Consider the following 15,394-nt stretch of genomic DNA (forward strand, 5'->3'; position numbering starts at 1 on the left):
ACTTATGCTTGGTAAGCGTAAGAAGATTTGAAAGATTTCATGGCTTCGGTCAATGCTTTTTCGCTTTCGTCAGACATTGCGCCTGATGCATTAATCGCTTCCAGAACCTCAGGATGTTGCGTACGTACGAAACTCAAGAATTCTGCTTCGAAAGCCAAGGCTTTGGATACCGGAACATCTGCGTAAGAACCGTTGTTGATCGCCCACAAAGTCAATGCCATTTCGGCAGTGTTCAATGTGCTGAATTGTTTTTGTTTCATCAATTCAGTAACTACTTCACCGTGTTGCAGCTGTTTGCGCGTTGCTTCGTCCAAATCGGAAGCAAATTGCGAGAACGCTGCCAATTCACGGTACTGTGCCAACGCCAAACGGATACCGCCACCCAGTTTTTTGATGACTTTGGTTTGTGCTGCACCACCTACGCGCGATACGGAAATACCGGCATTGATTGCAGGACGGATACCGGCGTTGAACAAGTCGGTCTCCAAGAAGATTTGGCCGTCTGTAATCGAGATTACGTTGGTTGGTACGAATGCTGATACGTCACCGGCTTGGGTTTCAATAATTGGCAACGCAGTCAGAGAACCGGTTTTGCCTTTTACTTCGCCATTGGTCAGTTTTTCAACTTCGTTTTCGCTGACACGGGCTGCACGTTCCAACAGACGGGAGTGCAGATAGAATACGTCGCCAGGATATGCTTCACGGCCAGGAGGACGGCGTAACAGCAGAGAAATTTGACGGTATGCAACGGCTTGTTTAGACAAGTCATCGTATACGATCAACGCATCTTCACCACGGTCACGGAAGAATTCACCCATGGTACAACCGGAGTAAGGAGCGATGTATTGCAGTGCAGCGGCTTCAGAAGCAGTTGCAGCAACCACGATGGTATGCTCCATCGCGCCATGCTCTTCCAATTTGCGTACTACGTTGGCAATAGAAGATGCTTTTTGACCGATAGCCACATAAATACAGATAACGCCTGTACCTTTTTGGTTAACGATGGCATCCAGTGCCACGGCAGTTTTACCGGTTTGACGGTCACCAATGATCAACTCACGTTGACCACGACCAACCGGAACCATAGAGTCAATGGCTTTCAGGCCGGTTTGCATTGGTTGGTCAACCGATTTACGCGCAATCACACCCGGTGCAATTTTCTCGATTGGAGCAGTCAATGTTGTGTTGATTGGACCTTTACCATCGATAGGACGACCCAATGCATCAACCACACGGCCAACCAGTTCGCGACCGATCGGCACTTCCAAAATACGGCCGGTACAGGTAACTGTATCGCCTTCTTTAATGTGTTCGTACTCACCCAACACTACGGCACCGACGGAGTCACGCTCCAAGTTCATGGCCAGACCGAAAGTGTTACCGGGGAATTCGAGCATCTCACCTTGCATCGCGTCTGACAAGCCATGAATGCGCACAATGCCGTCTGTAACAGAAACAACGGTACCACGGGTACGCACTTCTGCATTGACGGACAGATTTTCGATTTTAGCTTTAATCAAATCGCTAATTTCAGCAGGATTAAGCTGCATGAAAACTCTCCTAATTTGTCATAGTCGCATACAAAGCATTCAGTTTGCCTTGTACGGACAAATCCAAGACCTGATCACCCACTTCTACTTTGATGCCGCCGATTAATTCAGGGGCAACTTTAGCTACCACATCCAATTTGCTGTTGAAGCGTTTTGTCAGGATATCGGTAACATCGGCCAGCTGCTGAGAACTGAGCTCATACGCGCTGTAAATTACTGCCGATTTCGTATTGTTGTGTATCAAGGTCAAATCTTGATATTGGGCATAAATTTCCGGCAATACCAGCAAACGCTTTTGCTCGGCCAAAACGGTAATAAAATTTGCCAATTCGACATTTTTGATACCGACAAGACCTTTGAGCGTTTCTGCCTTTTCGGAAGCTCCCGTTTCCGGCTGCTCGATGAAAGCAATGACTTTCTCATCCTGAACAACCGCTGCGAGTTCTTTCAGTTCGCCCAACCAAGACTCGATTTGGTTTTTTTCCTGAGCCAGACTAAACAATGCTTTCGCATAAGGTCTGGCAATCGTTGCGAACTCTGCCATAAGATTACAGCTCCTGTTTTAAGGCACTGAGCAGATCTGCATGTTTGGAAGCATCGACTTCTTTACGCAGGATAGATTCCGCACCTTTAACAGCCAATGAAGCGACCTGTTCGCGCAACACTTCGCGTGCACGGTTAACTTCTTGCTCTACATCAGCTTTTGCTTGGGCTGCAATGCGTGCTGCTTCATGAGAAGCTTGCTCTTTGGCTTCTTCTACAATTTTTGCAGCACGTTTTTCGGCGTTGGCAACCATTTCGGTTACCTGATTACGCCCTTCGGCCATAAGTTCTGCAACTTTTTTCTCTGCCTGCTCAAAATCGCTCTTACCGCGCTCGGCAGCAGCCAAGCCTTCGGCGATTTTTGCGGCACGCTCATCCAATGCTTTGGCGATCGGAGGCCATACGAATTTCATCGTAAACCATACCAAGCCAAAGAAAACTAGGATTTGCGCAAATAAGGTTGCATTAATATTCACGTTACTTAACCTTCGTATCTGGGTTAATCAAACAGACGGCAAGCCTGTATCTGAACGGATCGCTCCGTCTTGATTACGCACCACTAAACGGGTTAACGAAGGCGAACAACAGGGCAATAGCCACACCGATCAAGAAAGCCGCGTCGATCAGACCAGCGATCAAGAACAGTTTGGTTTGCAGAGGACCGATCAGCTCAGGTTGGCGAGCAGAAGATTCCAAGTATTTAGAACCAACCATTGCAATACCGATAGAGGCACCCAATGCGCCCAAGGCAACGATCAAACCACATGCGATAGCAATCAAACCCATTTTTAAACTCCTTAAAATAGTAAAGGTTAAACTACAAAAAACAAACTACAAAAAAACTACTTGATTAGTGTGCATCATGCGCCTGTCCGATATATACGAACGCCAACGCCATGAAAATAAATGCCTGCAAGGTGATGACCAAAATGTGGAAAATCGCCCAAGCCAAACCGGCAATCAGGTGGAACACAAATAAAATCGGATCCAAAGTTTCGACACTGCCGGTTGACGCCCATGCACCGCCCAACAGAGCGATCAACAGGAACACCAGCTCGCCAGCATACATATTACCAAACAACCGCATACCGTGGGATACGGTTTTGGACAAGAACTCTACCAAGTTCAGCAGGAAGTTGGCCGGAGCAAGCCACGGACCGAAAGGTGCGCAGAACAACTCGTGAATCCAACCGCCAAGGCCTTTGATTTTGACATTGTAGTAAATACAGATCAGCAATACGCCAATCGCCAGAGCCAAAGTCGTATTCAAGTCAGCTGTCGGCACGACGCGCAACAGGGCATGATGATTACCGGTAATGCCTTGCCATGCCATCGGCAGCAAATCAACCGGCAGCATATCCATGGCGTTCATCAAGAGAATCCAGACAAATAAGGTCAGACCCAACGGGGCAACGGCTTTACGCGATTGTTCGTTATGGATAATGCTTTTACACATGTCATCCACGAATTCGAACAGAATTTCAACAGCCGCTTGGAAACGACCGGGAACACCGGCCGTCGCTTTTTTGGCACCGCGCCACAAAAGGAAGCTGCCGATTACGCCCAACAGAACGGCAAAAAAGATTGCATCAAGGTTAATGAACGAAAAATCAGCAATGTTTTTCAGTCCTTGACCCTGAGTAACATCCGACATACTGGTCAAGCTTTGCAAGTGGTGCTTGATGTAGTCGGCAGCGGTCATAGTTTCACCTGCCATAGTGTTTCACTCTCAACAATACTAAAAAAACCAAATGACTGACGCCAAGAAACGCCAATAAAAATGGGTAAAATACCAGTGATCGATGCCATATCGCAAAAACGACCAACATAGATACCAGCGACAGCACTACTTTTAAAACCTCTCCGCCGATAAACATCGAACTTTGCAGATCAGGATTTCGTCGGGAAAACTTTAAAAGTAAAACTGCAACTAGGGTAGGCAAAATGTACGAAAATCCTCCCGCAAAAGCAGAGAGGAAGCCGGGCAATCCGGAAAATAACGCACAAACAACTGAAATTATTAACAATACAATCACTTGCAATGGGACTATCTGATTCATTGTACTTCACACCCCAAAACGCAAGGTAAATTAATATAATCAAGAAGTTTATTAACGTCAAGCAATATGTTAATCTTTGTGAACCTTTCACAGATAAATGATTAACACATATAAAACAAATCTTTGCAGGAACGGAGTTTAACACAAATTACATGTTGCTACACAGATTTTACAGAAGATTTTGATTTGTATTGTAAACATTTATACGCTCTACGCTTTTTCAAAAATTGAGGCCGTCTGAAAAGCTTTTTTCAGACGGCCCGTTCTGTTTATAAAGCCGTTAGAACGCTTGATTGATGCCTAACTGCTTCAGCAAATATTCGAATGTTTCCGGCGTATCAAAATGCAGCACGATTTTGCCTTTTTTCTGATTACTGGTTTTGACTTCGGCATTAACGCCCAAATGCTCGGTCAATGCATCATTGATGCGGCGGATATCCGGGTTAATGGTTTTGGTTGCTTCCGGTTTGGCTTTTTGATGTGCCAACTGGCTGCGGCGCTCTACCTCGCGTACCGACCAACCGTTTTTGACGGCTTTTTGTGCCAACTCCAATTGGTCAACCACATGCAAGGTCAGCAACGCGCGGGCATGACCCATTTCCAGACGGCGTTGGTAAAGCATTTCCTGAACCGGCTCAGGCAGGCTCAACAGACGCAGGCTGTTGGAGATGGCACTACGGCTTTTACCGACGGCTTTTGCGATGGTTTCATGAGTCAGGCCGAATTCATCGGCAAGGCGTTTCAAACCTTGCGCTTCTTCAATCGGATTCAGGTTTTCACGTTGTAAGTTTTCAATCAAACCCATGGCCAACGCAGTTTCGTCGCTGATGGTTTTAATGACGACGGGAATTTCGGTCAAACCGGCCAACTGGGAAGCGCGCCAACGGCGTTCTCCGGCAATCAATTCATATTGAGACAAACCACGTTCGCGTACGATAACCGGCTGGATAATGCCTTGCGCTTTAATGGAATCGGCCAATTCCTGCAAAGCTTCGTCATCAATTTGCACACGCGCCTGATAACGGCCGGGCTGAATATCGGCGATGGCAACCGTTGTCAGGCGGTCGCTACTGCTGCTGTCCACTGCATTGGAAATCAGCGAATCCAAACCGCGTCCCAATCCACCTTTTGCTTTTGCCATATTGTTTTCCCTTTCAGACGACCTCATTGTTGAAATGACGTATTCTATCGGATATTGCCGCTTTACGACAATTTGAATCACGATGATTTGACTATTGCCATTTATTTACGGAGCGAAACCGCAAACACGCCCCTTAAAGCGTTACTCAAACGGATTTCTTCCGCATTTTCCAATATAGCGCGCGTGATGTGGGCTTCCTTGATTGTATCTGCACCTAAATATAGCTGAGACTGCTTCAATACCGCTTGGCGCATTACCCCGTTCAAAATATCCAAATCCAAAGACGGCGTGAGCCATTGTCCTTGATATTTGACGAACACATTGCTTCTTCCACCCTCTAACAAAAGGCCGTCTGAATTGAAAAACAGACTGTCAAATGCACCCTGCCCTTCTGCCGTTTTCCATGCTTGGTCAAAAATTTCACGGCGTGTGGTTTTGAAACGGCGTAGATAATCGCGTTGGTTTAATGTGTGTTCACTCAGGATGACGTATTGCTGCCCATCCAATTCAGAAACAGCCCCATGGCTCAATGAAAGGCCGTCTGAAAACAAAGCTGCTTTGACTCTAAATAACCCACTTGGCAACTCATCTATATAATGTTGAATTTGCTCTATTGCATTTTGAGGCCAAGACAGGTTGAGCGCTTGTGCCGATCTGTTCAGACGGCCTAAGTGCAAATCGAGCAAACGGCATTGTTTGTATTCCACGCGCATGGTTTCAAAAATACCGAAATCAGGCCGCAAGTCATTCAGAAAACGCGCCTTCCAACCGCACTCGCGATATTCGGCTTCAGGGTCGCTATCAATCACAATCCCCGAACCCACGCCATAAACACCTTGATAAAGGCCGTCTGAAACGGGCTTCAGGGATAAGGTGCGGATCACAACATTAAACACACCTTCAAACCCCAAACCTGTATCGCACGGATGCAAAAAGCCAATGCTGCCTGTGTACAAACCACGCGGTTCGGACTCAAGAGACTCAATAATGTGCATACTCATGCGTTTGGGCGCACCAGTAATACTGCCGCACGGGAAGGCTGCGCGGAGAATATCGGCAACCGAAACATCAGGCAGCGCCTGCGCTTCGATGGCACTGGTCATCTGCCAAACACTGCCGAAACGGGAAACTTTAAACGGTTCAGGCACGCGTACTTTGCCTGTTTGCGCGATTTTGCCGAGGTCATTGCGCAACAAATCGACAATCATCACATTTTCGGCGCGGTTTTTCGGGTCGTTTTGCAATTCAACGGCGCGGCGTTCATCTTGCCCATCGTGAAGAATCGGCGCAGTGCCCTTCATCGGCTCGGTTGTAATCAGGCCGTTTGAATCGATTTTGAGGAAAAGTTCGGGAGAAAAACACAAAGTCCACGCTTCCTGCCCTGCCCCGTCGGGCAGACAAGACAAAACAGCATACGGCACAGGCTGGCGCAAACGGCGGTAAAGCTGAATCGGATTGCCGTAAGTTTGCAGGTGCAGGCGTGCGGTGTAATTGATTTGATAGGTATCGCCACGGCGGATGGCCTCGTGGATTTGGCGGATATGCTCGAGATAATCGGCTTCGGATATGGAGAATCGGGGAGTGGAGATGCCTGCCGCCAGGCCGTCTAAATGATTGGCCAGCCAGCTTTCGGCATCGATTTCGGAACAATCGGCAAACCAGTGCAAACGCAAATTGCCACTGTGCGCGGATGAAATATCCATCAGTGGCAATCCGAATTCGTAGTCTGCAAACAACACTGCATGCAAACCCTTTTTCCAGCCGGCTTGCAAAATACTTGTTAACGAATCCAGTTCGTTATGATAAAACCGATGGCTTTCTACATGATTTTGATAGAGTTTTGCTCGGCCGCTCACGGCATCGTCAAACAGGGCGAAATAAGGCATGATTGCTGTACAAATAGGCTGATTATACGCTGCTTTTACATAAGTTAGCAGACAAATTCAAAAAAAGCACTCGAATGTAATTTTATGTAGTCGAACGAAGTATAAAAGGGTAGAATCAAACCATACCACACCATATCATTTAAAACTTAATCGATAAGGAGACTTTATGGCAGACCACCAATTAGAACCGTTCGAGAATGTTGAACTGGGCGAGAAACAAGACCAGCTGCAAGTATTCGAAAAGGCTGTTTTGGAACACGAAGGACGCGGCACTGACGAAGATTCCAGCAGCGCACCGCTTCCTGCCAACTACCCATACAAACAACGTATGCGCCGCTCTGTTTACGAAAAAGAAAAACAGAAGCTGCAAATCGAATTGTTGAAAGTACAAAGCTGGGTTAAAGATTCCGGTCAGCGTATTGTCAGCCTGTTTGAAGGCCGCGACGCAGCCGGTAAAGGCGGTACCATCAAACGCTTCATGGAACACCTGAATCCGCGTGGCGCGCGCGTGGTTGCTTTGGAAAAACCAACCACTACCGAACGCGGCCAATGGTATTTCCAACGCTACATCCAAAACCTGCCGACCGCAGGCGAAATGGTATTCTTCGACCGCTCATGGTACAACCGTGCAGGCGTAGAACGCGTAATGGGCTTCTGCGAACCTAACGAATACCTGCTCTTCATGCGTCAAACTCCTGAATTGGAACGTATGCTTGTTGCCAGCGGTATCCATCTGTTCAAATTCTGGTTCTCCGTATCCCGTGAAGAACAACTCCGCCGCTTCATCTCCCGTCGTGACGACCCACTGAAACACTGGAAACTGTCCCCTGTGGATATCCAGTCGCTCGACCGCTGGGACGACTACACCGAAGCCAAAAACGCCATGTTCTTCCACACCCATACCGGCGACGCGCCTTGGGTCATCATCCGCTCCGACGACAAAAAACGTGCACGTTTGAACTGTATCCGCTACTTCCTGCACCAGCTGGACTATCCGGGCAAAGACGTGAAAGCCATCGGCAAAGTGGACGAGAAAATCGTTTTGGTTCCTGATACACGTTACAAAGACAAAACTGTCGAGCTCGGACACGATTAATTTGTAACCTTACCAAAGGCCGTCTGAAATTTCATCTTTCAGACGGCCTTTTCTTAATCCTCGCGATTCCAGTACGTTTTTTGTGCGAATACCAATTTATTGTCAGTGAATTTTACATTATCCAAATTCAACGCCCAGACATCACTTTTCATCACTCGAGCAGCAGGATGCGCTTTGTAAAATAAAGACTGCGCCGCTTTCAAATCCGCTTCATTCTCAATCAAAGCGGCAGTCGCCGCAAACTGAATGCCGCTGATTTTTGTGATACTATCAGGCTGACCGGCAATGGTACCGGCTACTTTGGCAGAACGGCTCATCATTCCGCCATGTTTCGTTTTCAAAGAAGTCAACACAATCAATCGGGCATTCGCCTCATCAAACACATAAAAACAACAAGCCGCCCAAACTTCGCCGTCTGCCGCAGCGGCAATACTGACGACATGATGATTGCTCAAAAATTTAACGATATTGGTAGGAATCGCTTGCATGATTTTATCCTCTTTCTCAGTGTATTCAATTTATTTTCAGGCCGTCTGAAACATCAGCCCTGCCAGCGCGGCGCATCGGTTTGAAAAATACCGAACAAGTCCAAAGCATGAGAGACACTGTGTGTAATCATATCTTCGATGGATTCTGGCTTCTGATACAGAGCCGGAACGGGAGGAAACACAATGCCGCCCATCTCTGTTACACGGCGCATATTGTCGATGTGTGCCAAGTTTAACGGCGCTTCACGCACCATCAACACCAGCCTGCGCCGCTCTTTCAATGTTACATCCGCCGCACGGCTGAGCAAATTATCGGCAAACCCGTGAGCAACCGAAGCCAAGGTTTTCATTGAACACGGCGCAATCAACATTCCATCCGTCAAAAACGATCCGCTGGCAATACTTGCCCCGACATTACGGACGGAATGCACGACATCCGCCAAAGCATAAACGTCTTCTTTAGTGTAATCCGTTTCCAAAGCACGGGTCATCTCCGCCCCTTGCGAAACCACCAAATGCGTTTCTACCTGATGCTCACGCAAAAGCTGCAAAGCCTTCACGCCATACTGAAAACCGCTGGCACCGCTGATGCCGACAACCAAACGCTTCATTGTATTTCCCTGTCTTGGCCTAAAGATAAATGAAAGGCAGATTCTCAAGACGAAAAAATAACCGCTAAAAAGCGGTTAGATTTCCTAATGTGGTGCCGACAGCGAGATTTGAACTCGCACAGCCTATGGCCACTACCCCCTCAAGATAGCGTGTCTACCAATTCCACCATGTCGGCATAAATTAAATTGTCTTACTGCTGCTGAGGATTCGGAGCAACAGGAGTTGTATTGTTTTGTGCAGGCGTTGCAGGCTTAGGAGCTTGCTGGGTCTGCTTCACATCGCTGAAGTCTAAACCATGCTTACTGGAGTGAGTGTGAATATACACCATCGCCATGCAAGTCGCAAAGAAAAATGTTGCAGCAACGGCAGTCGAGCGGCTGAGGAAGTTGGCATTACCGGCAGAACCGAATACGCCTTGCGCGCTACCGCTGCCGGAACCGAATGTTGCGCCGGCATCCGCGCCTTTACCGTGTTGCAGCAATACTAACACGATTACGAATAGAGCGGAAATAATATTAATAATCCAGATAAGGGTTTTAAAGGCTTCCATATGTTTTCTACGAGGCTTGTGCTGCGTTGATGATGGCGGTAAAGGAGTCATATGATAATGACGCGCCACCAACCAATGCGCCGTCTACATGAGGTACTGCGAAGATGTCGGCCGCGTTATCCGCTTTCACACTTCCGCCGTAAAGAACGCGGATTTTAACATCGCTTCCGCACAAAGACAAGATTTCTTTGTAGATAAATGCGTGCATGTCGGCGATTTGTTCGACGGTGGCGACTTTGCCTGTACCGATCGCCCAAACCGGCTCGTAGGCAACGGCGATGTTTTTGGTGTTCAAACCTTGCAGGATGGAAAGCTGGTGGGCAATGACTTCGTGTTCTTTACCGGCTTCGCGTTCTTCCAAACTTTCGCCGACGCACAACAATGGAATCAGGCCGACGTTGAGGACGTTTTCCATTTTGCGGCGTTGGATTTCGTTTTTCTCGCCAAAATAAAGGCTGCGCTCGGAGTGGCCGATGAGGACGATATCTGTACCGATGTCGGCAAGCATTTCAGCGGACACTTCGCCAGTGTACGCGCCATTATTTGGGAAACGGCTCACGTCTTGCGCACAGGTCAAGATGCGGTTGTTCAAAACAATCTGCATGGCGTTGTGCAGTTGCAACAGATAAACGGTCGGAGCAGCCAGGCCGATTAACACGCGTTCTGCGGTTGGCATGACACGGAAGCGGTGCATAAGTGCATTGTTGTTTTGGAGTCGGCCGTTCATTTTCCAGTTGCCGATAACCCATTTTTGGTCCCACATTCCGATTTGGTGATACATCTTTATTGCTCCGTGTGTTGGTTGTTGCTTGCTGTAGCGTCGTGTAATGTGAAAGTTTAGTGGATATATGTGCGCTTGGCAATTATTAACGGGCCTCCGGGGCCGTCTGAAAGATGGCACACTCTCCGACAAGGATTTATAATGTATGCTTCGATAAAATTAAGAATTGAACGGAGCACAAATATGGACTTTGAAAAAGCGCGTTTCAATATGGTTGAACAGCAGATTCGTCCGTGGGATGTCTTGGACTTCGACATTTTGGATGCTTTAGAGGAGATCGAGCGCGAACATTTTGTCGGCGAGGCTTTTCAAGGTTTGACCTATGCAGATATGGAGCTGCCGCTGACCAACGGCCATAAGATGTTGGAACCCAAAGTCGTTGCCCGCCTGGCTCAAGGCTTGAAACTGAAAAAAGACGAAACTGTCTTAGAAATCGGTACAGGCTCAGGCTATGCAACCGCCCTGCTGTCCAAACTGGCCGGCAAAGTCGTGACCGACGACATCGACGCCGAGCAGCAGCAACGCGCCAAAAAAGTTTTGGACGAATTGGGCTTTACCAACGTCGATTATGTGCAAAACAACGGCCTGACCGAAGCATCGCAAGGCGCTCCTTTTGATGCGATTTATGTGGGCGGCGCAGTAGACAGCGTACCTGAAATCTTAAAAGAGCAATTGAAAGATGGCGGCCGCATGGTGGTCATTGTCGGTCGCAAACCGGTACAACGCGTGCTTTTGCTGACGCGTAACGGCAATGAGTTTTCCGAAAAAGTATTATTTGACACCGTCGTGGCACACTTGGAAGACAAATCGGCCAATCCGTTTGGCGATTTCGATTTTTAAACAACAGGCCGTCTGAAAATTCAGACGGCCTCATGCTTTTACCCAACCCTATGACCGACATCATCCAACTCTCGCCCACCGAATTGAAACAATGGCAGGACGAAGGCCGCGCATTTCATCTGCTCGACGTCCGCACCGATGAAGAACGCGCCATCTGCACCCTGCCCGCCGCCATTCATATCCCGATGAACCTCATCCCCCTGCGCCAAAACGAGCTGCCCGACGATGATTTACCCATTGTTGTCTATTGCCACCACGGCATCCGCAGCCTGCACACGGCAATGTATTTGGAAGACGCCGGATTTGAAAACCTCTACAACCTGCAAGGCGGTATTGATGCTTGGGCAATGCAGGTAGACAGCAAAATGATGCGATATTGAATCGGTTTTATCAATAAAAGGCCGTCTGAAACTGGATTTCAGACGGCCTTTTTCAAACCTTTCTGCTTACACTTGTAAGCTAGCGACAAACTGCTGTACGGCCGGCACAGCCAAAATCAACAGCAATACCAATACGGCTTTTTCCATACGGTTGAACTGACAATTTCCGTAGTGTTTCTTTTGCGAATAGAAAAACAGTAATACGCCGGGCAAATAGAGCAAGACTGAAAGCAGCAAATATTCCGTGCCTGCCGCATAGACAATCCAAGCCGCATAAAGCGTTGCTGCCGCGCCGATAAGACGGTATTTCGCCGCGGCCTTTTGTGTCAGCGATAATTTGAGCAGATATGCACCAATTAACAAATATGGTATCAAAATCATGGAAGTCGATACCATCAGCAAGGCAGAATAATCCTCGCCTTTTAACCACACCAGCAATAGGCAAAACTGCACGGTCAAGGTGGTAAACATCAATGAACCCTGCGGCACTTCGTTTTTATTCAACGGGATAAACGATTTTGGAAATGCGCCGTTTCTCGCACCCATGTGCGGAATCTCGGTCGCATACAGCGTCCAGCTTAAATAAGACGACAGCACAGACACAATCAGGCAGGAAGAAATCAACACTTTACCCCAAGAGCCGACCATGTGCGCCAACACGCCCGCCATAGACGGATTAGCCATTGCTGCAATATCCGCACGAGGCAAAATGCCTTGAGCCAAGACGGTAATTGCCACATACATGGCCAGCGTCAAGCTGACGCCGATAATGGTTGCTCGACCGACATCAGCACGACTTCGCGCATGCTTGGACAAAACCGCCGCACCCTCAATACCGGTAAACACCCACAGCGTAATCAGCATTGTGTTTTTCACCTGCGTCATCAGGCTGACATCAGGATTTTCAGGCGTAGCAAGGCTCGCCCCTGTCCAATCGGACATAAACACTTCGGTTTGAAAGAAATAGGCTGCCATACCAATAAATAAAATCAGCGGAAATACTTTGACTGCCGTCGCAATCAGGTTCACTCCTGCCGCTTCTTTAATACCGCGCACCACCAACCAGTAAATCAGCCACACAATTACTGATTCTCCAACAAAAGCAGCAAATGTGTTGCCTTTGCCGAAAATCACGTTGTCCGGCGTATCGACAAATCCGCCTACTGCTTCAAACGCAACCACCAAATAGCCGACAATACCGACCGTGGTGCAAAGCCAATAGCCCCACGCCGAGAAAAAACCCATCAAATCGCCGAAGCCGTCGCGGGCGTACGTATAAATACCGCCATCCAATTCGGGCTTAAGTTTGGACAAGGCCGAAAATGACAGGCCGAGGAAGATAATGCCCACACCGGTAATCAGCCAACCCAACAGCAAAGCCTGCGAACCTGCAACGGCAGCCATATTCTGCGGCAGGCTGAAAATACCCGAACCAATCATGGAACTGATAACCAAGGCCGTCAGCGCGGCCAAGCCGATTTGAGATTTTTGCGACATGTTTATTCCTGATTTTTATCATTATGTGTTTGTGAAGCGACGGCATTACCGGCTTTTTTAGCCTGTTCTAACCGTATCAAAATATTATGCAGCTGCTTTCAGACGGCCTTAAATCCTTGCGCCAACGCACGGATATGTTCAGGTGCGATACCGCAGCACCCGCCGATGATTTCAGCACCCAAATCCGCCCATTGTCTCGCCCATGCCAAATAATTTTTCGGCGTGGCATCGGAGCGAATCGGATCCAAACCGTCGTTGGCCTCGTTCATCTGACCTTGTACCGGTTCAAATGCATTGGCGTACACACCCAGTTTCAGACGGCCTTGGGCTTCATGTGCCACTTTCAAAGCTTCTGCCATTACTTCAGGCTGACTGCAATTGAACAACATTGCCGCCGCACCTATTTCTACCGCGAAATCCGCCGCCTCGTGCACGGTTTCTCCCGAACGCAACACCGGTACATCATGCGGCATCGTATCTTCCAAAGTAAACGATACCCAAAACGGCTTACCGTCATCAGGCAGACTGCTGCGCCAGAAACGCGCTTCTTCCAAGCTGGATACGGTTTCTGCCAACCAAATATCAGCAAACGGCATCAAACCCGATATTAAAGGGCGCGCCAAAGCAGGTGCGACTTGTTTGTCAAACAAGTCAGGGCGGTAAGAACCGAATAACGGCGGCAGGCTTGCGGCTACTTTTGCAGTAGTCCCGCTTTGTTCCACCGCTTCACGCGCTAAACGGCCGGAAAGCCTTGCCCATTCGGCAGCTTGAGCATCAAAGCGCTCCTGCCCGATATGAAACGGAACAAGCGCATAACTGTTGGTCGTAATCACCTGTGCGCCTGCGCGAAGAAAGTCCAAATGCGTTTCGCGTACAATCTCCGGTGTTTCCATCAAAGCCAAAGCAGACCATTCCGGCTGACGAAACGGTGCGCCACGCCGATGCAGTTCACGCCCCATTCCGCCGTCTAAAATCGTTACCGTCATGATCGACCTCCAATGATGAATTTTTAAAATCGCCATTCTACGCTTTTTTAACTCCTTACCTTTAATCTATGAAAAACTAAACTTATGCAGTTTCGTTATATAAAAGGCCGTCTGAAGCAGGATTTCAGACGGCCTTTACGATTATTTCACAAACCGTGCATCTGCCATAAACGGCCGTGTAGCGGCTGGTTTGGCGGAATAGAAGCGGGAGAAAGTGCTGTCGATTTTGGTCTGTATCGGCTTACCGTCCAATGTTGCCGATGCTTCCAATTTCACACCACCGCCACTGGTTTCGCCTAATTTCATATTTGGCAACGTCAGTTTGGCAATATTGAGTTTCACATTTCCCACTTTGGTATCGGGGGACATCAGCTGCTTACCGACCGGACGGATTTTTTCACCCTCATCATGAGGCGCGGCACCACCGTTATCGTCAACCACGCCGATATTAATCAATCTGGCAGACGCCAAATCCATCTTGCCGTTTTTTACCGGAATACCGACAAACAGTTTTACGCCGCGATGAATGAACGTATTGTCCCGCCACTGAGTTTGGCCCTCTTTCGGCGGTTTGGTTTCTGCCGCCACCGAATAAGTGCGGCCCATAATCATCAATTTATAACCTGGAATTTTTTTCGAACCGAATCCATCAGTGATATCTTCGACCAGTTGCGGCGCAGTCAGGGTTTCGTTTGCCAAAATACGGGCTGAAGTTTCTGCCAGATGGGCAGGCTTGCCGTCTATGGTCAATGCCTGTTCATGGCCGAAATCAGACGCAAATGCAGGCACGGCGGCCAGTGCAGCGGCCAATGCTAGAATACGGATGGTTTTCATTGCAGACTCCTTAAAAATGTAATTGGGTTGATTGCCCGTCAAAATCCGGGCAATATTGATTGGAGTCGATATTTTTATATAAATGATACAGATTATCAAAAATATTTGTATTTTAAAATAAAAAAGGCCGTCTGAAACCTAGTTTCAGAC

18 protein-coding genes and 1 tRNA gene are annotated in these 15,394 nt (G+C 48.1%); 3 read left to right on the forward strand and 16 right to left on the reverse strand.

All coding sequences use genetic code 11. From position 1 onward, the window contains the following. Positions 1–2 precede the first annotated feature (2 nt). From atpA to ACTHTG_RS04790, 8 genes are all read right to left on the reverse strand, one after another. Complete coding sequence (gene atpA / locus ACTHTG_RS04755; RefSeq protein WP_003676111.1) at positions 3–1,550, reverse strand: F0F1 ATP synthase subunit alpha; 1,548 nt, start codon at positions 1,548–1,550, stop codon at positions 3–5. Positions 1,551–1,560: 10 nt separating this feature from the next. Continuing rightward, complete coding sequence (locus tag ACTHTG_RS04760) at positions 1,561–2,094, reverse strand: F0F1 ATP synthase subunit delta (RefSeq protein WP_004519004.1); 534 nt, start codon at positions 2,092–2,094, stop codon at positions 1,561–1,563. A 4-nt stretch (positions 2,095–2,098) separates the two neighbouring features. Beyond that, positions 2,099–2,569, reverse strand: a complete 471-nt coding sequence (locus tag ACTHTG_RS04765) for a F0F1 ATP synthase subunit B (RefSeq protein ID WP_003708446.1) — start codon at positions 2,567–2,569, stop codon at positions 2,099–2,101. Between the two features lie 73 nt (positions 2,570–2,642). Next, positions 2,643–2,879, reverse strand: a complete 237-nt coding sequence (gene atpE, locus ACTHTG_RS04770) for a F0F1 ATP synthase subunit C (protein ID WP_004519005.1) — start codon at positions 2,877–2,879, stop codon at positions 2,643–2,645. A 64-nt stretch (positions 2,880–2,943) separates the two neighbouring features. Further along, a complete protein-coding gene (atpB, locus tag ACTHTG_RS04775) occupies positions 2,944–3,810 on the reverse strand; it encodes a F0F1 ATP synthase subunit A (RefSeq protein ID WP_003748099.1) in 867 nt (288 codons plus the stop codon). Further along, positions 3,800–4,153, reverse strand: a complete 354-nt coding sequence (locus ACTHTG_RS04780) for an ATP synthase subunit I (protein ID WP_049336018.1) — start codon at positions 4,151–4,153, stop codon at positions 3,800–3,802. Before ACTHTG_RS04780 ends, atpB begins: the two co-directional genes overlap by 11 nt. A gap of 280 nt (positions 4,154–4,433) precedes the next feature. Continuing rightward, positions 4,434–5,294, reverse strand: coding sequence for a ParB/RepB/Spo0J family partition protein (locus ACTHTG_RS04785; RefSeq protein WP_039861871.1), 861 nt, complete (start codon positions 5,292–5,294; stop codon positions 4,434–4,436). Between the two features lie 101 nt (positions 5,295–5,395). Then, positions 5,396–7,180 carry a bifunctional chorismate-binding protein/class IV aminotransferase gene (locus ACTHTG_RS04790; RefSeq protein WP_004519009.1) on the reverse strand — a complete coding sequence of 595 codons (1,785 nt, stop codon included), beginning with the start codon at positions 7,178–7,180 and terminating at the stop codon, positions 5,396–5,398. A gap of 166 nt (positions 7,181–7,346) precedes the next feature. Here ACTHTG_RS04790 and ppk2 point away from each other — a divergent pair, with 166 nt between their 5' ends. Further along, positions 7,347–8,276, forward strand: coding sequence for a polyphosphate kinase 2 (gene ppk2 / locus ACTHTG_RS04795; protein ID WP_004519010.1), 930 nt, complete (start codon positions 7,347–7,349; stop codon positions 8,274–8,276). A 53-nt stretch (positions 8,277–8,329) separates the two neighbouring features. Here ppk2 and ACTHTG_RS04800 read toward each other — a convergent pair whose 3' ends face one another. From ACTHTG_RS04800 to tpiA, 5 genes are all read right to left on the reverse strand, one after another. Next, positions 8,330–8,764: a pyridoxamine 5'-phosphate oxidase family protein gene (locus ACTHTG_RS04800; RefSeq protein WP_004519011.1), complete on the reverse strand. Its 435-nt coding sequence runs from the start codon at positions 8,762–8,764 to the stop codon at positions 8,330–8,332. Positions 8,765–8,817: 53 nt separating this feature from the next. Beyond that, entirely contained in the window at positions 8,818–9,375 is a 558-nt protein-coding gene (locus ACTHTG_RS04805) for a UbiX family flavin prenyltransferase (RefSeq protein WP_004519012.1), read from the reverse strand. A gap of 90 nt (positions 9,376–9,465) precedes the next feature. Beyond that, a tRNA-Leu gene (locus ACTHTG_RS04810) sits at positions 9,466–9,551 on the reverse strand. 15 nt (positions 9,552–9,566) lie between these two features. Then, positions 9,567–9,926 carry a preprotein translocase subunit SecG gene (secG, locus tag ACTHTG_RS04815; RefSeq protein ID WP_004519013.1) on the reverse strand — a complete coding sequence of 120 codons (360 nt, stop codon included), beginning with the start codon at positions 9,924–9,926 and terminating at the stop codon, positions 9,567–9,569. A 7-nt stretch (positions 9,927–9,933) separates the two neighbouring features. After that, complete coding sequence (gene tpiA, locus ACTHTG_RS04820; protein ID WP_004519014.1) at positions 9,934–10,707, reverse strand: triose-phosphate isomerase; 774 nt, start codon at positions 10,705–10,707, stop codon at positions 9,934–9,936. 183 nt (positions 10,708–10,890) lie between these two features. Between tpiA and ACTHTG_RS04825 the strand changes: the two genes are divergently transcribed. Both ACTHTG_RS04825 and ACTHTG_RS04830 read left to right on the forward strand, forming a co-directional pair. Next, positions 10,891–11,547: a protein-L-isoaspartate O-methyltransferase family protein gene (locus ACTHTG_RS04825; RefSeq protein ID WP_308538553.1), complete on the forward strand. Its 657-nt coding sequence runs from the start codon at positions 10,891–10,893 to the stop codon at positions 11,545–11,547. Positions 11,548–11,597: 50 nt separating this feature from the next. Beyond that, positions 11,598–11,927, forward strand: coding sequence for a rhodanese-like domain-containing protein (locus ACTHTG_RS04830; protein ID WP_003679997.1), 330 nt, complete (start codon positions 11,598–11,600; stop codon positions 11,925–11,927). Positions 11,928–11,993: 66 nt separating this feature from the next. Here the strand turns inward: ACTHTG_RS04830 and ACTHTG_RS04835 are convergent, their stop codons facing one another. The 3 genes from ACTHTG_RS04835 to ACTHTG_RS04845 form a co-directional block, all read right to left on the reverse strand. After that, positions 11,994–13,424 carry a basic amino acid/polyamine antiporter gene (locus tag ACTHTG_RS04835; protein ID WP_004519017.1) on the reverse strand — a complete coding sequence of 477 codons (1,431 nt, stop codon included), beginning with the start codon at positions 13,422–13,424 and terminating at the stop codon, positions 11,994–11,996. A gap of 98 nt (positions 13,425–13,522) precedes the next feature. Then, positions 13,523–14,410, reverse strand: coding sequence for a homocysteine S-methyltransferase family protein (locus tag ACTHTG_RS04840; RefSeq protein WP_039861922.1), 888 nt, complete (start codon positions 14,408–14,410; stop codon positions 13,523–13,525). Positions 14,411–14,551: 141 nt separating this feature from the next. Continuing rightward, positions 14,552–15,244 (reverse strand): hypothetical protein, encoded by a 693-nt coding sequence (locus tag ACTHTG_RS04845; protein ID WP_039861873.1) that lies wholly within the window; start codon positions 15,242–15,244, stop codon positions 14,552–14,554. Positions 15,245–15,394: the final 150 nt, after the last annotated feature.

Source organism: Neisseria sp. P0017.S009 (genome assembly GCF_051957375.1).
Lineage (GTDB): Bacteria > Pseudomonadota > Gammaproteobacteria > Burkholderiales > Neisseriaceae > Neisseria > Neisseria perflava.